The organism is Ruegeria marina (assembly GCF_900101475.1).
Classification (GTDB): Bacteria; Pseudomonadota; Alphaproteobacteria; order Rhodobacterales; family Rhodobacteraceae; genus Ruegeria_B; species Ruegeria_B marina.
Genome location: NZ_FMZV01000019.1, coordinates 36,361 through 57,440 on the forward strand (window position 1 = coordinate 36,361; position 21,080 = coordinate 57,440).

Annotated in this window: 21 protein-coding genes; 19 read left to right on the forward strand and 2 right to left on the reverse strand. The window is 61.6% G+C overall.

Translation table 11 applies throughout. The features are described 5' to 3' along the window. Nucleotides 1-53: 53 nt before the first annotated feature. From tssH to BLT75_RS20420, 6 genes are read left to right on the forward strand one after another with little or no spacing between them, the layout of a single operon-like run. Nucleotides 54-2,777: a type VI secretion system ATPase TssH gene (gene tssH, locus BLT75_RS20395; protein WP_093036426.1), complete on the forward strand. Its 2,724-nt coding sequence runs from the start codon at nucleotides 54-56 to the stop codon at nucleotides 2,775-2,777. Nucleotides 2,778-2,798: 21 nt separating this feature from the next. Beyond that, the gene (locus tag BLT75_RS20400) at nucleotides 2,799-3,851 is read left to right on the forward strand and encodes a DUF2169 family type VI secretion system accessory protein (protein ID WP_093036429.1); all 1,053 of its coding nucleotides are present in this window, start codon (nucleotides 2,799-2,801) and stop codon (nucleotides 3,849-3,851) included. Continuing rightward, nucleotides 3,851-4,900: a beta-ketoacyl synthase N-terminal-like domain-containing protein gene (locus tag BLT75_RS20405; RefSeq protein WP_093036544.1), complete on the forward strand. Its 1,050-nt coding sequence runs from the start codon at nucleotides 3,851-3,853 to the stop codon at nucleotides 4,898-4,900. Before BLT75_RS20400 ends, BLT75_RS20405 begins: the two co-directional genes overlap by 1 nt. Beyond that, nucleotides 4,893-5,825: a DUF4150 domain-containing protein gene (locus BLT75_RS20410; protein ID WP_093036432.1), complete on the forward strand. Its 933-nt coding sequence runs from the start codon at nucleotides 4,893-4,895 to the stop codon at nucleotides 5,823-5,825. The genes BLT75_RS20405 and BLT75_RS20410 overlap by 8 nt, the downstream gene beginning before the upstream one ends. A gap of 10 nt (nucleotides 5,826-5,835) precedes the next feature. Further along, a complete protein-coding gene (locus tag BLT75_RS20415; RefSeq protein WP_093036435.1) occupies nucleotides 5,836-6,375 on the forward strand; it encodes an SMI1/KNR4 family protein in 540 nt (179 codons plus the stop codon). A gap of 3 nt (nucleotides 6,376-6,378) precedes the next feature. Continuing rightward, complete coding sequence (locus BLT75_RS20420; RefSeq protein WP_093036438.1) at nucleotides 6,379-7,341, forward strand: type VI immunity family protein; 963 nt, start codon at nucleotides 6,379-6,381, stop codon at nucleotides 7,339-7,341. A gap of 8 nt (nucleotides 7,342-7,349) precedes the next feature. Here BLT75_RS20420 and BLT75_RS20425 read toward each other — a convergent pair whose 3' ends face one another. Together BLT75_RS20425 and BLT75_RS20430 are read right to left on the reverse strand one after the other, a co-directional pair. Beyond that, nucleotides 7,350-8,411: a HEAT repeat domain-containing protein gene (locus BLT75_RS20425; RefSeq protein WP_093036440.1), complete on the reverse strand. Its 1,062-nt coding sequence runs from the start codon at nucleotides 8,409-8,411 to the stop codon at nucleotides 7,350-7,352. A gap of 9 nt (nucleotides 8,412-8,420) precedes the next feature. Continuing rightward, a complete protein-coding gene (locus BLT75_RS20430; protein ID WP_093036547.1) occupies nucleotides 8,421-8,843 on the reverse strand; it encodes a DUF6484 domain-containing protein in 423 nt (140 codons plus the stop codon). Nucleotides 8,844-8,970: 127 nt separating this feature from the next. Between BLT75_RS20430 and BLT75_RS20435 the strand changes: the two genes are divergently transcribed. The 13 genes from BLT75_RS20435 (at nucleotide 8,971) to tagH (ending at nucleotide 21,080) form a co-directional block, all read left to right on the forward strand. Then, a complete protein-coding gene (locus BLT75_RS20435; protein ID WP_245706598.1) occupies nucleotides 8,971-9,384 on the forward strand; it encodes a hypothetical protein in 414 nt (137 codons plus the stop codon). Between the two features lie 2 nt (nucleotides 9,385-9,386). Continuing rightward, the gene (locus tag BLT75_RS20440; protein WP_093036443.1) at nucleotides 9,387-10,001 is read left to right on the forward strand and encodes a MotA/TolQ/ExbB proton channel family protein; all 615 of its coding nucleotides are present in this window, start codon (nucleotides 9,387-9,389) and stop codon (nucleotides 9,999-10,001) included. Then, nucleotides 9,998-10,405 carry an ExbD/TolR family protein gene (locus tag BLT75_RS20445; RefSeq protein WP_093036446.1) on the forward strand — a complete coding sequence of 136 codons (408 nt, stop codon included), beginning with the start codon at nucleotides 9,998-10,000 and terminating at the stop codon, nucleotides 10,403-10,405. Before BLT75_RS20440 ends, BLT75_RS20445 begins: the two co-directional genes overlap by 4 nt. Next, nucleotides 10,402-10,806, forward strand: coding sequence for an ExbD/TolR family protein (locus BLT75_RS20450; RefSeq protein ID WP_093036449.1), 405 nt, complete (start codon nucleotides 10,402-10,404; stop codon nucleotides 10,804-10,806). Before BLT75_RS20445 ends, BLT75_RS20450 begins: the two co-directional genes overlap by 4 nt. Continuing rightward, a complete protein-coding gene (locus BLT75_RS20455; protein ID WP_093036452.1) occupies nucleotides 10,803-12,320 on the forward strand; it encodes a DUF4384 domain-containing protein in 1,518 nt (505 codons plus the stop codon). Before BLT75_RS20450 ends, BLT75_RS20455 begins: the two co-directional genes overlap by 4 nt. Nucleotides 12,321-12,394: 74 nt before the next feature. Next, nucleotides 12,395-13,534, forward strand: coding sequence for a type VI secretion system protein TssA (locus tag BLT75_RS20460; protein ID WP_093036455.1), 1,140 nt, complete (start codon nucleotides 12,395-12,397; stop codon nucleotides 13,532-13,534). Between the two features lie 24 nt (nucleotides 13,535-13,558). Further along, nucleotides 13,559-14,098 carry a type VI secretion system contractile sheath small subunit gene (gene tssB, locus BLT75_RS20465; RefSeq protein ID WP_093036458.1) on the forward strand — a complete coding sequence of 180 codons (540 nt, stop codon included), beginning with the start codon at nucleotides 13,559-13,561 and terminating at the stop codon, nucleotides 14,096-14,098. 1 nt (nucleotide 14,099) lies between these two features. Then, on the forward strand, nucleotides 14,100-15,608 hold the full coding sequence (gene tssC, locus BLT75_RS20470) for a type VI secretion system contractile sheath large subunit (protein WP_093036461.1): 1,509 nt from the start codon (nucleotides 14,100-14,102) through the stop codon (nucleotides 15,606-15,608). A 37-nt stretch (nucleotides 15,609-15,645) separates the two neighbouring features. Next, nucleotides 15,646-16,131 carry an Hcp family type VI secretion system effector gene (locus BLT75_RS20475; RefSeq protein ID WP_093036464.1) on the forward strand — a complete coding sequence of 162 codons (486 nt, stop codon included), beginning with the start codon at nucleotides 15,646-15,648 and terminating at the stop codon, nucleotides 16,129-16,131. Between the two features lie 131 nt (nucleotides 16,132-16,262). Next, entirely contained in the window at nucleotides 16,263-16,877 is a 615-nt protein-coding gene (tssE, locus tag BLT75_RS20480) for a type VI secretion system baseplate subunit TssE (protein ID WP_245706604.1), read from the forward strand. Further along, on the forward strand, nucleotides 16,877-18,757 hold the full coding sequence (tssF, locus tag BLT75_RS20485; protein WP_093036470.1) for a type VI secretion system baseplate subunit TssF: 1,881 nt from the start codon (nucleotides 16,877-16,879) through the stop codon (nucleotides 18,755-18,757). The genes tssE and tssF overlap by 1 nt, the downstream gene beginning before the upstream one ends. Beyond that, complete coding sequence (gene tssG / locus BLT75_RS20490; RefSeq protein WP_093036553.1) at nucleotides 18,721-19,767, forward strand: type VI secretion system baseplate subunit TssG; 1,047 nt, start codon at nucleotides 18,721-18,723, stop codon at nucleotides 19,765-19,767. The genes tssF and tssG overlap by 37 nt, the downstream gene beginning before the upstream one ends. Beyond that, nucleotides 19,764-21,080, forward strand: a complete 1,317-nt coding sequence (gene tagH / locus BLT75_RS20495) for a type VI secretion system-associated FHA domain protein TagH (RefSeq protein WP_245706599.1) — start codon at nucleotides 19,764-19,766, stop codon at nucleotides 21,078-21,080. The genes tssG and tagH overlap by 4 nt, the downstream gene beginning before the upstream one ends.

Below are 21,080 nucleotides of genomic sequence, written 5' to 3' on the forward strand. Positions count from 1 at the left end.
ATTATTTCATCGGAACCCGGTTCCAACAACATTTTTCAGATAAGAGGTCTGCCATGGCGGCACGTGCTGCGCAGGAGACGGTCAAGCGCAAGGAACTCGTGGGCAAGCTGAATCCGGTTTGTCTCAAGGCGTTTTCAGCGGCAGCGCAGGCCGCCAAGAGGCGCGGCAACCCCTATGTCGAACTGGTGCATTTCGTGACCGCCCTCGCCGATAGCGAACGGTCCGACTTTGCCTTGTTGCTGGAGGCTGCGGGCGTGGACCGTGGCAAGCTTGACGGCGACATGCTGCGGGCCACGGATGCCCTGCCACACGGGGCGGGTTCGGTCGAGGAGTTCTCGGACCATATCTTTCGCGCGATTCAGGAAGCGTGGAATTTCGGGTCTCTGGAATTTGGCGACGATCAGGTCCGGTCCGCCTATATCCTGCTGGCTGCGCTCAGGACTCCGGTTCTCGAAGGTTTGTTGTTCAAGATGAGCCTCGAGTTCGACAAACTTGATGCGGGCACCATGTCCGCGCAACTTGACGAGTTGCTGGCCGCCTCGTTGGAACGTACCGGCGATGCCGCGGGCGATGCGCCCAAGGCAAAACCCAAACCGGGCGGGCAGACGGCGCTGTCGCAATATGCGGTCAACCTGACCGAACGCGCACGCGGCGGCAAGATGGATCCGGTGGTGGGGCGAGACGCCGAGATCCGCCAGATCATAGATATCCTGATGCGGCGAAAGCAGAACAACCCGATCCTGACCGGCGAGGCGGGGGTGGGCAAGACCGCCGTTGTCGAAGGCTTCGCACAGCGACTGGCCAAGGGCGACGTGCCGCCACAACTTAAGAATGTCGAGTTGCAGATGCTGGATATCGGGCTGATGCAGGCCGGTGCCTCGGTCAAGGGCGAATTCGAAAAGCGGCTGAAATCGGTGATCGAAGAGGTGCAAAGCTCAGACGTGCCGATCATTCTCTTCATCGACGAGGCGCATACGCTGATCGGGGCAGGGGGCGCGGCAGGAACCGGCGATGCGGCGAACCTGCTGAAACCGCCCTTGGCGCGTGGCGAATTGCGCACGATTGCTGCGACGACCTGGGCGGAATACAAACAGCATATCGAACCCGACCCGGCGCTGACCCGCCGGTTCCAGGTGGTCAAGGTCGAAGAACCCTCCGAGGCCAATGCCGTGCTGATGTGCCGGGGCGTCGCGGGCGTGCTGGAAAAACACCACCAAGTCGAAGTGCTGGACGAAGCGATCGAAGCCGCGGTCGCCATGTCGCACCGTTACATCCCAAGCCGGCAATTGCCGGACAAGGCGATCAGCCTGCTCGACACGGCCTGCGCCCGCGTGGCGGTCTCGCAGCACGCGACACCCGCCGAGGTCGAGGATATCGACCGGCGTCTGGCCGCGCTGGAAATCGAGCAGGGTATCATCGAGCGCGAAGAGGCAATCGGGATCGACGTGAGCGAGCGCAAGGCGGATGTGGAGGCCGCGCTCGAGACGACCCGTGCGGCCATGGATGCTGCAAATGCACGCTGGGCGGCGGAAAAGGAACTTGTGGCCGAAATCCTGGATCTGCGGGCCAGGTTGCGTGGTGTCGGCGCCGCTGTGGACGACACAGGCAATGTGGGAGACGCGTCTGCCGAAGAGATGGGTGAGGTCGAGGCCGCAGAGACGGATTTGCCCGAAGAAGTGGTGTTTGACCGCGAAGAAACGCTAAAGACTTTGCGCGACCGGATGGGCGATCTTTCCAATGCACAGGGTGAGAACCCGCTGATCCTGCCGTCGGTTGACAGGATGGCCGTTGCTTCTGTGGTGCAGGACTGGACCGGCATTCCCATGGGCCGGATGCTCGCCAGCCAGGCCGAGCGTGCACTGACACTGGCGGCGGCACTGACCGAGCGGGTTGTGGGCCAGGATCACGCGATGGCAATGATCGCGAACCGCATCCAGACATCTTCCGCCGGTTTGAAGGCGCCCGAAAAGCCGGTCGGTGTTTTCCTGTTATGCGGGCCATCCGGCGTCGGAAAGACGGAAACTGCCCTGGCCATCGCTGAACAGATGTACGGTGGCGAAGACAATCTGATTTCGATCAACATGAGCGAGTACCAGGAAGCACATACGGTAAGTACTTTGAAAGGAGCCCCACCGGGATATGTCGGCTACGGCAAGGGCGGTGTCCTGACCGAGGCGGTGCGTCGCCGGCCGTATTCCGTGATCCTGCTGGACGAAGTGGAGAAAGCGCATCCCGATGTGCACGAGATCTTCTTCCAGGTTTTTGACAAGGGGATGATGGACGATAGCGAAGGCCGCAGAATCGACTTCAAGAACACGCTGATCCTTCTGACGTCGAACGTCGGATCAGATGAAATCATGGCGATGACCGAGGATGGAAACAGGCTGGCCGATCAGGATGAACTGACGGCAGCGTTGCGTGCCCCATTGCTCAAGGTTTTCCCTGCCGCCCTTTTGGGGCGGGTGGTTACCATACCATATTATCCGCTGTCGGATGCAATGATCGAGGCCATTGCCGGCCACAAGCTGCGCTCGATCGCGAAACGGCTCGAAGCCGGGTACGATGCCAAACTGGTGCTGGGCGAGGGCGCGATGGACTTGATCAAGGCGCGCTGCACCGAGATCGAAAGCGGCGGCCGGATGATCGACGCGATCCTGACCAATACTCTTTTGCCCGAACTCAGCCGCAGGCTGCTACAGGGGCGTTTGAGCGGGGAAAGCTTTTCCAGGGTGACAGTCACCGGTGGTGATGGCGGATTTGACTACGTGTTCGAATAGGTCTGGATGCTGAGGGCCGGTATGTGGCTGCTCTTCAACAATACCCCTTTTGCCGCCGAACGCGGCTGGACCCGCGACGAAAACGGAGCGGAATCCTGGCTTGTGGTCATCAAGGCGACCTTCGATGTTGCGCCGGATGGCGTGCAGACTCCGGCTGAAAAGCAGCGACCTGTTTCCCTGTCGCCTGTCTACGAAGGCTCGGGCGCGACCGCGGAACTCGTCGAAGACACCGATCTCAATATCGCCAAGCCACGAACGGATGTCTTTGTCGCCGGGCAGGCCCATGCGCCGGGGGGCCGGGCTGTCGAATGCGAATTGCGGCTGAAGGTTGCCGATATCGACAAACGGGTGCGGGTGCTGGGTGACCGTGTTCTGGGGGTCGGTCCTGTCGGGTTGGCCATAGGAGCGCCCCGCGATTTTGACAGGATACCGCTCAGTTGGCGTCGCACCTATGGCGGCTGGGATCAGGATCCGGAAAACCCCGGCTGGGAACCGGAAAACACAATCGGGACGGGGTTTGCCACCGATACCCAGCGTCTGGCGGGCCACCCGGCACCGAATTTCGAGTATCCCGACGCGCCCTATGCCGGACCGGGAAGGGGACGTCCGGCAGGCTTCGGCCCGGTCGCGCGGCACTGGCAGCCAAGGGTTCGCTACGCGGGAACCTATGATGGGCACTGGGAAAAGACCCGCGATCCGCTTTTGCCGCTCGATTTCGACCGCCAGTTCTATCAATCGGCTCCGCGCGACCAGCAGAGCGCCCAGCCGCTGGTCGGGTACGAGCATGTCCGGCTCGGCAATTTCACACCTGACGGGTTCTGGCAGTTCCTGATCCCCCGCGTGACCTTCGACATCGTCACGGAGTTTTACAATCGGCCTACGCGGCGCAGCGGTGCCCAGATCCATTCCTTGTGGGTCTATCCGGAAGAACGCCGGTTCACGGTTGTCTGGCTTTCGGCACTACCGGTTCCTTACGACGAGGAACGCTTGAAATCGACGACCGTATCGGTGCGTCGTCGCGCCGGTGTGCCGGACTCGATCCGGCGCACCGGTGTATGGTTGGGGGACGCATGATGGCGGAGTCCGTTGTGATCCTGTCGGTTGGGGCGCGTACACCCCTGGGGTTTTCCCTCGCGGCGTCGGCGGCGGCGGTTCGGGCGGGAATATCGGCGATCGGGGACCACCCTTTCATGATCGACCGGTTCGGACAGTGCATGAAGGTCACGCGGGATATCGGTCTCGATCCTCAGGCAAATGGTGTCGATCGGGAAATCGAACTGGCCCTGTCCGCCGCCAGGGACGCGCTGCAGGCTTTATCCGATGTGTCAGACCTTCCGCCAGTGACATTACTGCTTTCCACGGGGGAAAGCCGGCCCGGCAAGGTGGACGGGCATGCCGATGCGGTCTACCAGGCGATGGCGGCGCAACTCCGTCCGGCCATGGGCGGAGCAATCGCCGAAGGAACCTGCGGCGGCCTCATGGCCATCCATCACGCGGCGGTTGCCCTTTCCGAAAGTCGTGCCGAACTGTGCCTGGCAGGCGGCGTTGACAGCTATCTGGTTCCCGAGACGATGGAGTGGCTGGACGAGTCCGAACGTCTCCATTCCGAAGGCAACATCTACGGGTTCTGTCCCGGCGAAGGAGCGGCCTTTTGCCTGATGGCGAGGGCGGAAACGGCTGCCCGGCTCGGACTCGCGCCTCTGGTATCCGTTTTGGCTTCGGAAACTGGTACAGAGGAAAACAGGATAGGCACCGAAACGATATGCCTCGGAGAAGGGCTGGGCATGGTTCTGGCCAAGATGCGCGACAACCTGCCGGACCCCGAACATCCGGTCGACCGTATCCTTTGTGACATGAACGGCGAACGTTATCGTGGCAATGAATACGGTTTTGCCGTCCTGCGCAGCTCCGGCCTGTTCCGAGACGCGGCCGGGTTTGAAACGCCGGCGGATTGCTGGGGCGATCTGGGCGCCGCCACCGGACCGGCCTGTATCGGACTGGTCGCAGAGGCCCACGCCCGTGGGTATGCCAAGGGACCATTGTCGCTGGTCTGGGGCAGTTCCGACAACGGCAGCCGCGCGGCAGTGATGGTGGCGGACGCAAGGAGAGATGCCGATGCCTAGTCATGTCTTGGTTAACGGTCTGGGACTGACCTACAAGTCGACGATCGGCATCTCGATCGCAACCATACCGGATGTCTGCAAGACACCCTCGCCCGGCGGTCCGGTGCCGATCCCCTATCCCAATATCGCCAACCAGGGAACGCTGGGAGACGGGACGACCACGGTCAAGGCGATGGGCAAGATGATCGCCATCAAGGGCTCGCAATACAAGTCCTCGAACGGCGACGAGCCCGGCACGGCCGGCGGTGTCAAATCCAACGTCAACATGAAGGCGACCGACTGGATCACCTATTCCTTCGACGTCAAGATGGACGGCAAAAACGCCTGCCGCCACACGGACAAGAAGTTCCACAACAACCAGAATACCGTGGATTTGGCGGGGAACCTCGACCCGGCTGTTGGTGGTCTGGATGGCGGGGATAACCCGTTCGAGATCAAGTGCGAAGACGCGCCCGCATCCAGCAGCGAGAAATTCACGGACTGCCAGAAAAAGGAGATCTGTGCCAAGTGCGGGCGTCTGAATGCCGCAATGAAGGATCCAGCCTATGACCTCAGCCGCGTTACCGATGACAAGGCGGCATACAAGGCAACCCGCAAAGAGGGGAACTCGGCCTGTGCCGCCATTCATCGTCAGGCGAAGAAGGGGAAAGGAATTGGAGGCGAGGGCAAGCCCGAAGACATGGGATTTCAGGTCGCGGATGAAGAATGCGAGAAGGAACTGAAGCAACAGGCCGCCGACAATGACTACAAGGGGTTCAGCCCGGATCACGTCCAGGAACTGCAATTGGGCGGCCACCCGACCAATCCAAGCAATCTTCTGTGGATGACGAGCCGGGCCAACAGCTGGGTAGGTACAACGCTCAAGAACTTTGACCCGAAACCAAATGGCAGCCACACCGGGGTGAAGCCCGACTGCTGCGACTGAGAGCAAGAGGATGCCTGCAACTGACGAAGAACTGCGAGCACTGATCGCCAGGATGCTCGACCGCAAAGCGGAATATGAGACATTGAAGTTCGATGAGCCATTCGAGCGCCCGAATCCCGGTCCAGCTGCAGAAGACGACTTGCGCAGGGCCGAGTCGCTGATCGGCAAACCACTTCCCGTCGATCTTCGCCGGTTCTTGTCGATCAGGGATGGTTTCGACTACATGGATGGCCGTGCGAAAATCCTGGGCGCCGGCGAATATGGCGCCCGCTGGGTCGTGGAAGCGATGGATGCCATGGACGAACTCTTTACTGAGTTCGCCGCCCACAACCCACTTCGCCATGGTGCCTTCCCAGTCATGGTCGGTGAGGATTCAAGACCGATGGTGCTCTACGAAATCCCGGCCGGAGGGGGGGCGGGTGAATATGTCGAATATGACTGGGTCGAAGAGATAGACCGGTATGCCTCGCTCGTGGATTGGCTGGAAAGCGACCTTGCAGTCGTCGAAGTGCTGATCGACCGTGAACTCAACGGCACTGAGGAGGGTTAGTGCATGCAATTGCCACTGCCACTGGCCGAACCCGACCGGATCAACGGCAAGCCAGCGTTCAAAGTTCTCTTTGAGCTCGTTTTTTATCACGATGCGCTGACGATTGGCGAGTTCGATGCCTTGCTGGACATGTGGCGCGAAATCTGCCCGCCGGACCGCCTGACGTTGTTCACCATATCCGAATTGGATTTCTGGTCGCGACTGGACAGTCCGGTACTTACCGAATCTGCCCGTGCGGCGGCTGAAGGGCGTTTGACCTGGCCAATGTTCGAAGCCACGCGGCGCCGGATCCAGATGGGCCGGGCCTTGAAGGCACAGATCTGGGATGGCCTGAAAATCGATCAGGCGCCTGGAACCTGGTCGATGGAGCTAAGGCGACTTCATCGGCGCGACACCGGATTGCATGGCTATGTGCGCATGCTTTTTCCGATCGATACAGCGCCGGATCTGCTGATTGATGTCGCTTGCCGTCTTGGTGATCTGCTCCCCGCTCATTCTGGTCATGGTGGCCTGGTGTTCACATATGAACCGGACCTTCGGTTCGAGGCTTTCCGTTACATCCATGCTGCAGCGCGACGGTTTCACGGAATTGATGTCGAAGCGCTCAAGACAACGCTCACCTTGATGCGAACAGGTGTGAAATCGCCGTGTTGGCTGAATTTCCTGGGAGGGGAACCGGACAAGGAAATCGCGTCCGGCCTGCGTAGCCAGGAAGGTGTGCGTATGTTCGATCTCGCGCATGGCACACTGTATGCGCTAGGTGACGCGCCAGCGATACTTGACGTGAACAGGCCGCCGGTTCCGTTGCAACCATACCAGGCTCTGGCAGAGGTATTGGCCGGGCGACTGATCTCGGATATCGGAGAATTCAACGGTGGGGGTTGGCTGGAAAACATGGGCAGTGCGGACGAATGGCTAAGCCGCTTTCATCCGGGCTCGAGTTGGGGGCCAAGAGAACAGCGCTGACCACGTGTTCAAGGTGTTCGATCGGTCTTGAGACCAGCTACACGAAGATATTCCAGAACTCTTCCCGCCACCGGTAGAACCTCCATCTCGTCTCCGAACGCCGCGACAAACGCCTGGCCGTGGTCATTGGGTTCGAGAGAGGTCAGATCGTCCCAATCCGTTCTGGCCTGTGGAAACAGGTCCAGAAAGGCGCAGCCGGCGGCGTCGGCCAGGGCCGGGTCGCGCATCTTCTCGACCAGCCAGGGCGCAATGGACTTGTCGCCCAGCATCCCGGCCCCGCGAACCGCGACAGGTGCCGTATCGGCATTTTCGAGCAAGGCTGTAAACCACGCCCGGATGTCTGCCGCAGGGCTGACCCGAACCAGCATGCGCAGGCTTTCCACCCTGTTCACGCCCGCTAGGACGGCACGGCGCAGGGCTGTTGTCAGGCTGTCGTCGGCCTCGGCGCCAAGTTCCAGCAGGGCAGAGACAGCTGCAAGTTCCAGTTCCCGCCGTTGTTCATCGAGTATTCTTCGCAAGTGCGGAATGACGTCACGGCGTCCGCTGCGCGCGGCAGCGGTACAAGCCGCTTGCCTGACATCGTCATCCGGGTCGAACAACAGACGCTCCAGCCGGGCACCGGGGTCGGCATGGCGGTCGGCAAAGGCGCACACAGCGAGCCAGCGCAGGCTTGCTTCTGGTGCGTCGAGCCACTCCCGCACATGTGCTGCGGCCAGTTCGGGTGCGATCCAGGCCACCGCTCCACGCAGGCCAACGCGGCCATCGTCATTCAGCGCGAGGCCCATTACCTGCCGGAGCCGGCGCGCATCCGACTGTTCGAAAGCCAGCGTGGCGGCGGCGAAGGCTTCGCCGCGCTCCGAATAAGTTTCCAGCTGATCGATCAGAAAGGGCCATGCCTGCTTGCCGGCAATGCGCAGCCCGTCGAGATGCGCTTCGGTCTCGGCGCGGCGCTTTTCGACCACGGCTTCGTCGAAGGGGTCCGCCAGAGTGGCCAGGCTGAACTGCGCCCAGGCAAAGGCCGCGCCTTCGGCATGGGCGCGGACAACATCTTCGACGATCCGGCCATCCACGATGCAACCTCAGTTCAGGTGTATCGAGCCGCCGCGCAGCCGATTGGCTGCGCTGGCCTGAGAGGTGACGTTGGTCCCACGGATCGTGATACGGCCATCCTGTTCCATAATGATGGAGGCTTTCCCCACCCTGAGTTCAAGCCGTTTGTTCGCCGTGATGCGAACATTTTCGCCATCGCGAATGACAGTCGGTTCCGCCGGTTCGCGTGCCGGGTCCTGAATGCGACCCAGGATCAGCGGTCGGGTCAGATCCCCGTCCTCGAACATCAGGGCGACTTCGCATCCCGCATCGGTACCGCTCAACCGGGCAAGGCTGCGGGCAGCGATGGCATGGTCGCTCGGGTTGCCGGGAAAGACGACGAGGGGCGCGTTGTTCTCAAACCCCAGGAACAAACCAATCGACACCCCGTCGATCTGTCGGGTTACGGGCATGGCAATCTCCACAACAATCGCAGGCAGTATCTCACAGCAACCGCAAATCGCCAAACTCCAAGCAGGGCGACCTTGCAGAGAATCTCTGATAGTCTTTCCGGAAATGGGTCTGGAAGGAGTTGGAAGAGTGATCCGTCAAATCTTTGCCGCGATGCTGCTGGCGCCAACCGCTGGTCTGGCGCAGTTTGCAGGACCTCTTGTGGTCGAACTGAACAAGCTGGAACCAGGTGAAGGCGACAGTTGCCGGGCATATTTCCTTTTCCGCAACCAGACCGGCATGAGTTTCGAAGCGCTTGAAATGTCACTGGCGCTGCTGCAATCGGATGGGGTGATTGATCGCCTGGTGACGGTGGACGCGTCGCCCTTGCCGGTGGCGCGAACCACTCTGAAGCTCTTCGAATTCCCGCAGACTCGCTGCGATGGTCTGGGCGAGATTCTGCTGCACGAGATCGGACGCTGCAAACCGCAGAACCGGGACGAGGCCGATTGCTTCGAGATCATCGAAATCGACAGCAAGGCATCCGTGCCTCTGGTCAAGTAGTCATGGGTGATCTGGACATGTCCGGGCTGGGAGTCGCGGGGCCAGTCCTGGCGTTGCTGGGCATCTTGTCGGTGGCCTCGGTCACGGTGCTGGTTGCGCGTCTTTTGGCATTGTACGGCGCGGTCAAGGGGCAGGCCCAGCGGGACGAGCAACTCCGGCGTCTGGCGGAGGGCGAAACCACCTCCACAGCTGGCACCGGCGCTGCCGATCGGGTGCTTTCGCTGGCCTGCGATCTGGTTGCCGAGGGCGTGCCTCACGATGTCCTGGCGGCGCAAGTGGAACATAGAGGCAATGCAGAGGCGCAGCAGTTCTACCGTGGGGTCCGGTTTCTGGAACTGGCCGGGATGATAGCGCCGCTTCTGGGGCTTCTAGGCACCGTTCTTGGCATGATCCAGTCGTTTCGTTCCCTGGAGTTGGCCGAAGGCGCAGCCAATGCCTCGATACTTGCTGGCGGAATCTGGCAGGCGCTGCTGACCACAGCGGCCGGACTGGTGGTGGCGATCCCTGCTCTTGTCGGCGCGGCGCTTCTCTCCGCGCGGGCCGATGCTGCCGCAGCGGAAGTTGAACGCACCATGGTCGGCGCCATGGCCGCCGTGCGCAGGCGGACGGGCGGATGAAGCCGGTTCGTCGCAACGGAACCCTGCCCAGGGTCACGCTGGTTCCGCTGATCGACGTGCTGTTCATCCTGCTTTTCTATTTCATGGTCACGTCGGTCTATCTCGATCTTGACATGATTCCGGTGTCGAAAGTCTCGGATTTGCCCCCGCCCGTTGCCGTCGGGCAGTCGGAGGCTCCGTTGATGCTGCGGCTGACACCAGTTGGAAATGTCGTGGTGCAGGGCCAGACGCTGCGGCCTGACGAACTGACCGAATGGTTGCAAAAGGACGATCGAGCGGTGCGGCCCGTGCTTGTCCTGCCCTCCGGGCAAGCGCCGGTCCAGGCGTTGGCAAGCGTCATGGATGAGCTTGCCCGGGCCGGTGTCACGCGGACTCGTCTCATTCGCATCGAAGGTCATCCATGAAACTGCGTCGCCGAGCCCGGACCACCCGCGCTGAGCCGGTGGTGGCCCTGATCGATGTCGTCTTTTTTCTGCTGGTCTTCTTCATGCTGGTGGCACGGCTTGATGCAACGGCGCCGTTTCAGGTGACGCCACCGGTTGCGGGATCCGGCCGGGACATGCCGGGTGGAGGTGTAACCATTTCGGTGGCGCGGGATGGTGCCCTGGCCGTGAACGGTCGTCCGGCCGGACCCGACTGGATGGACCGGGTCAGATACGCGGCCGCGGCCGATCAGGTCGATCTCATCCGGGTCAATGCCGATGCGGGTACGCCGTTGCGGCATGTCTTGCCGCTGTTTTCGGCGCTCGAGGCGGCACAACTGGCCGAGGTCGTGCTGGTCGTGACACCGGAGCCTGTCCGGTGACCCGGCTCACTCAGGTCGCGGCAGGAGGCGCGGCATCGCTGCTGCTGCATGGCGGTTTTCTGCTGGCAGTCGTTGCGCTGCTGTCGCCGCGTCCAATACCGCAGCAGGATGTCGGTCCTGCCGAGTTGACCATGGCGGTGCTGCGGGTGCCCCAGGTTCAGGGAAAATCGGCCACGCCCGACGCATCCGATGCACCCGAGGCTGAAGCCGGCAGCCGGCAAGCAACCGCGACCGGCATCCCGACCGGGTTGGCGCGACCGGTTTTTCCTGACGGCATGGTTCTGTCGCCCGCGCCCCCGCATTCCGTGTCCGCCGCCGCGGTTGCCGAGGTCGCAGTGGAAACAGTGACGCAATTGACGGCAAGGCATGCGCCGTTGCCTTCAGTGACGAGCGAGGCGCCTCTTGCTCGGCCTGCCTCGGTCCCGGTTCAGAACGCCGCATTGGCGCAACCAGTGGCAGATGATCTGGGTGCGGTGCTGCCATCCATGGTGCAAATCGGGCAAGCCACCCCTGCGGCGGATCCGGTTCACGCACACCGGGAGATGGCCGAGACCATTCCAGGTTCGCGTCCGGTTGCGATCCCGCTCGACAGTTTGCCGGCCCCCCCGCTGGCCCTGTTGCCAGGCGCGGCGCCGAACGGCGAGAAAGTGAAGGAAGCGGTCCCTGCGGTGCGGCTGGCTCTGCCGTCGGACCCACCCCAGGTGCACTTGTCGGCTGCTTTCGACTGGAGCGCGGTTGGCCTTCCGGAGCTGGATGCTGCCGGGCTTCTGGCTGTGGAGGCCTTTCTGGCACCGTCAGATGCAACCGGCGTGCGCGACGGGATCCGGGCTGCAATGGCCGGAGTTGACTGTGCCCGCCTGCGCACCGAGTTCGATCCTGAAAGCGGACGAATCCGCCTTCTTGGTCACGTGCCCGAAGAAGCCGCGCGTGCGCCAGCAATGGCGGCGCTGCGGACGCAACTCGGCGCGGTGCTGCCCGTCGAGGATGGATTGCGTATTCTGCCGCGTCCGCAATGCAACGTGCTGGGCCAGATTGCGGCGACCGGCCTGGCCCAGTCGGAAGAGCAGTATACTGATGCGGCGATGATCGGGGCACAGGGTTTCGCGCGCGAATACGCCTTTTCAGAAGGCGATCTGCTGCGGATCGACCTGACCGCACCTGATTATGACGCGTATATTTACGTCGATTATTACGATGCTGCGGGACAGGTCCTGCATCTTGCTCCTTCGCTGGCGACTCCTCGAAAATATCAGGCCGGAACGGTGTTCTCCCTACCCGCGGCCGAGGCGGGGCAAACGCCTTTGAAACTGGAGATCGCGCCGCCTTTCGGGCAGGACATCGCTGTGACTATTGCGGTCAGCGCGCCGCTTTACACGGATCCGCGGCCCGTCGTGGAACCTGCGGCGGACTATCTCGTTTTCCTGCAAAACGCACTCGAACGACTGTCGTCGTCGCCGGATTTCCAAGGTGAATGGGCCTATCTTTTCGTGGCAACCGGTCCTCAAAAACCATGAATGTTGCAAGAATCAATATCATCTGAAAAACTACACGCATTGATTTTGTTTTATTTTTGCGAGGGTTGGTCGATATGGATTTTGGCGCCCTGCTCGCGGGACCGGAGGGGGAGAACCCCGCCGGAATCGAGCTGAGGAACGAGCCAGCATTTCACGCAATCGAGCGGCTTTTGCAGCCTGCCGCCCGATCCGAACGCTTGAACCCTGATGGTTCGGTCAACGAAAGTGCTTCGCAGGTCGATTGGCAAGACGTGTGGGATCAGGTGATCGAGCTGGCCGGACAAGGGCGGGACCTGCGGCTGTCGGTGATTGCAACACGCGCAGCGGCCAATCTTGACGGGTTCGGCGGGCTCGCCCAGGGATTTGACATGTTGGCCGAGACAATCCGGCAACACTGGGATGCACTTCACCCGGCATTGAGAGACAGGGACGATCTGAAGGCCGCCGCGCTTCCACGTCTGAATGCGCTGCGTCAACTGGAAAATGACGACAATGGCCTGCTCGGAGATCTGAAATTCAACATCGTACTCAATCCGAGGGGGATCGGGCCGGTGACGGGCCGCGAACTGTCCGAGGGACTGTTGAGTGATTTCGATGTCCTGAACCGGGCTGCATCCGGTTTGAGCCAGGCCGAAAAGGATGCCATCGTCGCGGCGCACGGCGCACGCCGCAATCGCGTCACTGCCGCAGTCCGTGCTCTGGCCGCTGAAGACGCCGAGCGGGCCGCAGAGTTGGTGGCTGATTTGTCCGCCGCGCTTGCAGGTATATCGGCCATTTCAGCGGCCCTTGGCGAAAAGGCCAACGGGGCCGGAGATCTGGGTTTTGCCCTGCCGGAACTGGCGGATTTCCTGGAACGCAGCAAGGCTGCGATCAATGCCGGAATCGCCCATGCAGCGGGCAACGATGTGGCCCCTGTCCAGGAGGCGGGAGCCGAACCTGCTCCCGCGCCCACGTCGACCGGAGGCGCGCCGGCGCCGCGCGCAACTTCCGGGGTGCCTGGCAGCATCAGCTCGCGGGCAGATGTCGAAAAGAGCCTCGATGCGATCATCGGGTTCTATGAACGTACCGAACCGTCCAGTCCGATTCCGCATCTGGCCCGTCGTCTGCGCCGAATGGTGGCGATGGATTTTGTGCAGTTGATGGAAGAAGTCGCGCCTTCCGGGCTGAAGGAATTCCGGATGGTCGCCGGCATGGAAGAGCCGAAGAAGAAGTAAGGGAAGTCAGGAGAGGTCACGAGAATGAGCGAAAGCAAGCAGAAGGTCATCGAACGCAATCGCGCCCCCAGGGTGCAGATTGCCTACGATGTCGAACATTATGGTAGCCCGACGACGATCGAGCTTCCGTTTGTCATGGGGGTCATGGCTGACCTTGCTGGCGCATCCGAGACGCGCGAAGCCAAGAAGGCGGTCGTAGACCGGGCTTTTGTCGAAACCGACGCCGGGCGCTTCAACAAGTTCATGGAGGCGCTGGCTCCGCGGGTAAAGGCGCGGGTCCCGAACAAGCTGCCCGCCGCAGAAGGGGAAGAGGCGGACGAGGAGATGTTCGTTGACCTGACTTTCAAGAGCATGAGCGATTTCGCACCGGACAAGGTTGCCGAGCAGGTTCCTGCGCTTTCGGAACTGCTGAAGATGCGTCGACAGCTCGAAGAATTGCTGAGCTACATGGACGGCAAGGTCGATGCGGAAAAACGCATCGCGCAACTGCTGAACAACGAACCGCTCCTGGCCCAGGTCGCCGAAGAAGCGGTCAAGACCAATGCTGGCGGAAGCGAGGACTGATATGGCCGAAGAACAGAAGCAGGGCGCCGCGGGCGCAGCAGAAGCCGAAGCACTTGATCTTGGCGAGTTCAGCGACCTTCTGGAGAAGGATTTCCGCGTAAAGGACAGCGAAGGGGAAAAGATCAAGTCGCTGGTCCAGAACCTGGCGCTGGCTGCCAAGGAGCGGTCCGGAACGGCGACGATCTCGGGAAATGCGGTCAAGTCCATAAAGTCGCTGATCTCGGGTATCGATAGCCTGCTCAGCACCCAGATGAACGAGATCCTGCACTCCGAGGAAGTGCGCCAGATGGAAGGTACCTGGCGGGGGCTTCACTATCTGGTCAACAACACGGAAACCGACCAGAAACTCAAGATACGGGTTCTGAACATCAAGAAAGAGGATCTGGCGGACCATCTGGAAGATTACGAAGGCCAGATGTGGGATCAGTCACCGATCTTCAAGAAGGTCTACAGCGACGAATACTCGATGTTCGGCGGAGAGCCTTTCGGAGCAATCGTCGGAGCCTACGAGTTCAGCCACAAACCCAAGGACGTGGGTCTGTTGCGCAACTTGTCCGGCATCTGCGCTTCGGCCCACGCGCCTTTTATCGCGGCGGCCGCGCCACAACTGTTCCGGATGGAAAGCTGGCAGGAATTGCCCAACCCGCAGGATCTGGAGCAGATCGTGTCGAGTCCGGACTATGCCAGCTGGCAATCCCTGCGGGAAAGCGAGGATGCGCGTTATATCGGTCTGACCATGCCACGGGTTCTGGCACGTCTTCCCTACGGGGCTGACACGGTGCCGGTAAAAGGTTTCGATTTCGAGGAAGAGATCGACGGCAAGCACGACCACTATGTGTGGATGAACGCGGCCTTTGCCATGGGTGTGAACATCAACCGCAGCCACAAGCTCTATGGCTGGGGCACCCAGATCCGCGGGGTTGAATCCGGTGGAACGGTCACAAACCTGCCGGTCCATACCTTCCCAACGGATGACGGATCAGTGGCGATGAAATGCCCCACCGAGATCGCCATCGACGACCGGCGCGAGGCGGAGTTGGCCAAGCTGGGGATGATGCCGATCCTGCACCGCAAGAACACCGACGTTGCCGCGTTCATCGGGGCACATAGCCTCCAGGACGACGAGGCGCGGGCCGGCCGTCTGGTCGATCCGGACGCACAGGCCAACGAACGGCTTTCCGCAAACCTTCCATATCTGTTCCCGGTCAGCCGGTTCGCGCATTACCTCAAGGCGATTGCGCGCGACAAGGTCGGGACATTCAAGGAGCGTTCGGACATGCAGGTCTGGCTCAGCGAGTGGATTAACCGCTATGTGCTGGCCAACCCTGCCATGGCCGACGACAAGGCCAAGGCCAAGCGCCCCCTCGCTGCGGCCGAGGTACAGGTGGACAGTGTCGAAGGACGCCCGGGATATTACAACGCTCGGTTCTTCCTGCGGCCCCATTACCAACTCGAAGGCATCAATGCGAGCCTGAGGCTGGTCTCGGAGCTGCCCTCCGTAAAAGGCTGATTTGTTAACTTCAACTTGAAAAAAGGGAGACTGAACCATGCCGTTGACCGGTTATCTGAAAATCCCCGATATCGACGGGGAATCGCAACGCGCTGACCATGAAGAAGAGATCGATATTCACGACATCCAGTGGCTGATCGAGCAGGCCGCTGTTGCCCAGGTGGGTCGCGGTCGTTCGCAAGCGCGTGCACGTGTCGATGCGCTGAAGTTCCGCAAGATCTATGATGCGTCGTCGCCGTATCTTGCATTGGCATGCATGCAGGCCAAATCGTTCGACGAAGTCGTGCTGACAGTGCGCAAGGATTCGGGCGAGGCGCATCTCGACTATCTGACCATCACGATGACGAACGTCATCATCTCCAAGTATGAGGTACTTGGAAACAGTTCCGATGTTCATGACATGATCGAAGAAGAGGGTGGCCTTAACTTCGAGCAGGTCAAAATCAAGTATGTCGTGCAAGCCGACGATCACTCGGCGGGTGACGAGCACGAAGTCGAATACGACATCGCAAAAGGCGTCTGATTTGAAGAAGCGGACGACGGCGCATGGCTGAGGCCCACGACATAAGAACGTCACGGCACGAAGCAGTGCAGCCATCGCTCTGGGACCGGCTTGTTGACGACCTGCCGGGGCTGGTTGCGGAAACTGATGGAATGCGCGTGGAACTCGCGCGCATTCTGGGCAACATGGAAGATGTGGATCGTATTGTTGCAGGTGGTCCCCGAGCCATTGAAAAGCGCACCGATCTACCCGAGAAGACCCGGCTTCTGCTGCATCATCTGCAGCAGAAGCTGGCGATTCGTGCACGGCTTGAAGACCGCGGTGTCGTCGTTTCCGCCGATGTGCTGCGCGAGGCGGTCCGTCGTGACATCGAGATGCTTTTCAACGTCGAACGACTGGAAGCAGACTTCCTGATGACCGAGCGCGAAGCCTTGTCTGTCGAAACCCCCGCAGCAAGGCTTGCCGGTTTTCCGGAAGTGCGGCGCAGCGTACTGAACTACGGAGTGCCGTCATTCGCAGGTCGAATGTCGGGAACCGATTTCGACAAGGACGAACTGGCCCGCGAGATCCGAGAGGTATTGCAGGTGTTCGAACCCCGCCTGCGCCGGGACAGTGTCAAGGTCAAGGTTCGTGTCGGCGACAAGACCGGGATGCGTATAGACGTGGATGGGGTGCTCTTGTTGTCGCCGGTGCCCGAGAGGTTACGCCTGTCGACAACCGTTGATCTGGATAATGGGCAGGCCCGCACCCAGCTTGAGGAAATCTGATGGATCAAACCTTTCTGGAATATTACGAGGAAGAATTGATCCAGCTCAGGGCATTGGCCCAGGAGTTTTCCGCGCTGCACCCGAATGTGGCGCGCAACCTGTCGCTGGACAGTGTTCCCTGTACCGATCCCTACGTCGAACGTCTTCTGGAAGGTGTCGCCTTCCTGGCTGCCCGGACAAGGCTCAAGGTCGATGGCGAGGCCAGCCGCTATGTGCGCAACCTGCTCGACATGCTTTATCCCGACCTTGCGGGGCCCGGCCCGGCCATGTCGATGGCCCAGCTGAAACCCGGTCCCCAGGTGGAAAGCATGACCGGTGGCCATCTGGTCAGACGGGGGACACGGCTGGTCGCCGGCCTGAAACAGGGTCTCAGCACACGAGCGGTCTATACCACGGCGCAGGACGTGCAACTTTGGCCGATCAAGTTGAAAACTGCCACCTATCTGCAAGATGTCGGCGCATTGACCGAGGCAGGTGTGCCTGAGCGTCTTGTCCGGGACGCCGCCGCGGGTATCCGGCTGGTCTTGGGACGGGCCGGGCCAGGAGCACTGGCCGATTTGTCCCTGGACCAGATCGATCTGCATTTCGGCATGGCCTCACGCGGGTCCATGCTGTTCGATGCGATCTTCGGGTTTGGCGCCGCGGTTCTGTCACGGCCGGCCCGGCAAGGCGCTGCATTCGAGCATTGCGCGCCGCCCGCCATGGTGGGGCTCTCGGACAATCAGGCCTTGTTGCCGCGGGTGCGACCGGCCTTCGAAGGATATCGGCTGCTCAGGGAATACTTTCTCATGCCGGAAAGATTCCTTGGCGTCACTCTTGCGGGGCTTTCAACCAGTGTCCGTGCGGCTGGGGATGCAGATCTGGAACTGATCTTGTTGCTGCGTCAGCCATTCGACAATCTGCGCGATCTCGGTGCGGACGATTTCAGGCTGTTTGTCGCGCCTCTGGTCAATCTTTTCGAACACGAATGCAATCTGGTCGGGCTCGACAGGCATCGGTCAGGGCATATCGTACATGCCGACCGAACGCGGCCACGCGATTTCGAGATCTACCGGCTGCTGCGGGTCGAGAACGCTGATGTCAACGGCCCCGAGGCGGTCGTTCCGCCGCTCTTCTCATTCGAGGACAAGGCCGACAGCGGATTTGTCTACACGACGGACCGACGCCCGCGCCGTCCCGGCGAGGACGAACTTCGCCGGGGTCAGACCCGAACCAGCTACACCGGAGACGACCTGTTCATCTCGGTGGCGCGTCCTGCCGGGGCGAAGCCGGGCGGGGCGCCGCCGAGCCGGCTGGATATCCGGGCCTTGTGCACGAACAGGGATCTTCCGATTCTGGACGACACGCCGGTCCTGACCCTTGAGACCGGCGACCCGGTCGGTGGCGTCAACCTTCTCCAGCCCTTCCGGCGGCCGCGTCCCTCGCTGCGCAGTGCCCGCCCGGGTGGGCCGGGAGGCGAGGAGCGGATGAACGATCTGATCTGGAGGTGGATCGCGCAACTCAGTCTGGGTTTTGTCTCGCTGGCCGAAGACAACGCCGGAGCCGAACCATTGCGCGCCATGGTCGCGCTATACGCGGACCGCGGGGATCCGGCTTTGGCGCGGCACGGACGTTCGATTGCAGGGCTCGGGTCACGCCCATTGATCGAAAGATTGCAGGTGCCCGGACCGATCTGTTTTGGCAACGGCACCGAAATTACGCTCGACGTCGACGAAAGCCAGCTCTCCGGCGGGAGTGCCCTATTGCTTTCGGCCCTGTTGGCACAGGTGTTTACCCGCGCTGCGGCCACCAATTCATTTGTCCGGACGAAGACCCGGCTCATGCAACAACAGTTGGAGGTTACATGGCCCATGAAACCGGGCGGCAGGGTTCTGATTTGACAGAACATGCCGACAGCGTACTCCGCATGGACTTCTTTCAGTTGCTGAGGCTTCTGGAACGTGAAGGCGCACGGTTCGGGCGTGCGGGCGGTCCCGGTTCGGAACCTGCGCGTCTGGGTCAATCGCCACGACTGGTTTTCGCGGCCTCCGACGTTGCGGAGGTGAAGCGTGGTGTAGACGGTCGCCCGCCTGAGGTTGCGGTGAACGTCCTGGGGCTGATCGGCCCGGAGGGGCCGATGCCACTGCACATGACGCGCTGGATCATGGAGCGGATGTCCAACCGCTGGTTTGCCGGCGACACCTCGGGTGCGACCGCAGATACGTCGTTCCTGAATTTCATCAACATGATCCAACACCGGCACATAGCGCTTTACTGGCGGGCCTGGGCCGACGCGCGGGCCGATGTCCAGGTCGGTCACGCGGGCGGCGGCAGTGTCAGCGCGATGATGCGGGCGATGTCCGGGATCGGCCTGCCCGGCACGGCGAGCGGCGACCGACGGTTGGACAATGGCAAGTTGCGACAGGCAACCGCGCTGGTGCAACAGGTACAAAGCCCTGGCCGGTTGTCGGCTTTTCTTTCGACCGTGCTGGAATTGCCCGTGATCATTCGCGAGTTCACAGGTCATTGGATCACCCTTCCGTCGCATCTGCAGACCCGGCTGGGGCAGGCCCACGCGGGGCTCGGTCGCGGGGCGGTGGCCGGCGCACGGGTCTTCGACCGGCAGTCACGGGCGGAAATCCGGGTCGGGCCGCTTTCATTCGCGGATTTCAAGGCATTTCTTGACGATAACGCTACATGGCAGAGATTGCGGCGCGCCGTGATCTTTGCCGAGGGCAAGGGCGTCGACTATGATCTGCGTTTGGTGTTGGCCCCCGGAGAAGTTCCGGCCGCGCGCCTGGGATCGGCGCGACTGGGGCGTACCGCGTGGCTGGCGCCGGATCTCTCTCGTGGCGCCGACGACATGTGTTTTGCGCGGATAACGGGCCCCGACCGGAGGGTTCGGTCATGATGCTGCGGCTGGTTCTCGAAAATGCACCGCGCCCACAGGGATTTACCGAGATTCCCTATTCGGGCGGACAGGTTGTCATCGGACGCAGCGACGAGGCGGACTGGCGGCTGGACGATCCGGACATGTTCGTGTCACGGCGGCACGCGATCCTCAGCGAGGAGGATGGCGCGGTAATGGTCACGGATGCATCAAGCGGCGGGCTGTTCGTCGACAATGCCGCCAATCCGCTCGGGGCGGGAAATTCCGTGCCTCTGGAACAGGGGATGCGTCTGCGGCTGGGCGATTTCGTGTTCCGGGTCGAAACGTCGACCGAAGTGCCAGCAACCGAGGCGACAGGAAAAAAAGAAGATCCTTTCGCATTTGGGTCTGCCGAACCGATACCGGAGACCCCGCGCAGGCCAGAGACGCTGCCGGACCCGTTCGGCATGCGTCGCGAGGACCGGTCGCAGGTACGCAGCGCCCCTCCTGCAACCCCTCGTCCGTTCGGGCAGGAAGACCCGTTCGGGCTGGACTTGAGCCGCGCTTTCGAAGGCTCCAAGCCGGAACAGGATGTGCCTCCAGCCAGCGGCAGGCGAGGTGGATATTTCGACACGCCCGCGCCGCAGCCGGCGCGTGAAGCGACGCCTGCTCCGGAGAGCACGCCGGTCCGGTTTGATCCGCCTGCCGCGGCCGAGAACCCCGTTTCTGCGGTTCCGCCGCCGGAACCGCCTTCGGTTTCGGCGGGCGGGGCTGAATCCGAGGTTCTTCGGGCCGCCTTGTTCCGTGGCCTCGGCCTGCAGGCCGACAGGTTCGAAGCGGAAGACTTTGAAGCGGAAATGGAAGCGGTCGGCGCCCGGCTCCGCGAACTGGTGGACGGGCTGATGCTGTTGCTGCGGACGCGAGCGCAGGAAAAACAGAAGGTCAGGGTGGCTCAGACCCTGATTTCCAGTGCAGATGTCAACCCGCTGAAATTTCTGGCCTCGACAGACGAGGCGCTTGCGGCCCTGTTGCGTCCGCGCGGGGCTGGTTATTTGCCGCCCGATCGCGCCGTGGCCGAGGCATATGGCGATCTTGTCGATCACCAGTTGCGGACCTGGACAGCGCTGCAAACGGCACTAAGGCGGATGATCGACAAATTCGATCCCGAAGAAATTGAACGTGAGCTCGCGGAAACCGGTCTGTTGGAAAAGCTGATCGCCGGCGGACGCAGCGCCAAGATGTGGCAACTCTACCAGGAACGTTACCGCGAAATAGCGCGGGCTGCCGAAGAGCAGTTCCTGGGCGAGGTCGGGCATGATTTCAGGGAAGCATATGAAAACAATCGGAGGAACTGA

Coding starts and splice junctions, on each gene's coding strand:
- tssG (WP_093036553.1), top strand. CDS start 18,721: ATGGCCCATGAAACCGGGCGGCAGGGTTCTGATTTGACAGAACATGCC.
- BLT75_RS20445 (WP_093036446.1), top strand. CDS start 9,998: ATGAAGCCGGTTCGTCGCAACGGAACCCTGCCCAGGGTCACGCTGGTT.
- tssE (WP_245706604.1), top strand. CDS start 16,263: ATGCGCGTGGAACTCGCGCGCATTCTGGGCAACATGGAAGATGTGGAT.
- BLT75_RS20405 (WP_093036544.1), top strand. CDS start 3,851: ATGGCGGAGTCCGTTGTGATCCTGTCGGTTGGGGCGCGTACACCCCTG.
- BLT75_RS20430 (WP_093036547.1), bottom strand. CDS start 8,843: ATGCCCGTAACCCGACAGATCGACGGGGTGTCGATTGGTTTGTTCCTG.
- BLT75_RS20460 (WP_093036455.1), top strand. CDS start 12,395: ATGGATTTTGGCGCCCTGCTCGCGGGACCGGAGGGGGAGAACCCCGCC.
- tssB (WP_093036458.1), top strand. CDS start 13,559: ATGAGCGAAAGCAAGCAGAAGGTCATCGAACGCAATCGCGCCCCCAGG.
- BLT75_RS20415 (WP_093036435.1), top strand. CDS start 5,836: ATGCCTGCAACTGACGAAGAACTGCGAGCACTGATCGCCAGGATGCTC.
- BLT75_RS20440 (WP_093036443.1), top strand. CDS start 9,387: ATGGGTGATCTGGACATGTCCGGGCTGGGAGTCGCGGGGCCAGTCCTG.
- BLT75_RS20410 (WP_093036432.1), top strand. CDS start 4,893: ATGCCTAGTCATGTCTTGGTTAACGGTCTGGGACTGACCTACAAGTCG.
- BLT75_RS20450 (WP_093036449.1), top strand. CDS start 10,402: ATGAAACTGCGTCGCCGAGCCCGGACCACCCGCGCTGAGCCGGTGGTG.
- tssC (WP_093036461.1), top strand. CDS start 14,100: ATGGCCGAAGAACAGAAGCAGGGCGCCGCGGGCGCAGCAGAAGCCGAA.
- tssF (WP_093036470.1), top strand. CDS start 16,877: ATGGATCAAACCTTTCTGGAATATTACGAGGAAGAATTGATCCAGCTC.
- tagH (WP_245706599.1), top strand. CDS start 19,764: ATGATGCTGCGGCTGGTTCTCGAAAATGCACCGCGCCCACAGGGATTT.
- BLT75_RS20420 (WP_093036438.1), top strand. CDS start 6,379: ATGCAATTGCCACTGCCACTGGCCGAACCCGACCGGATCAACGGCAAG.
- BLT75_RS20475 (WP_093036464.1), top strand. CDS start 15,646: ATGCCGTTGACCGGTTATCTGAAAATCCCCGATATCGACGGGGAATCG.
- tssH (WP_093036426.1), top strand. CDS start 54: ATGGCGGCACGTGCTGCGCAGGAGACGGTCAAGCGCAAGGAACTCGTG.
- BLT75_RS20400 (WP_093036429.1), top strand. CDS start 2,799: ATGTGGCTGCTCTTCAACAATACCCCTTTTGCCGCCGAACGCGGCTGG.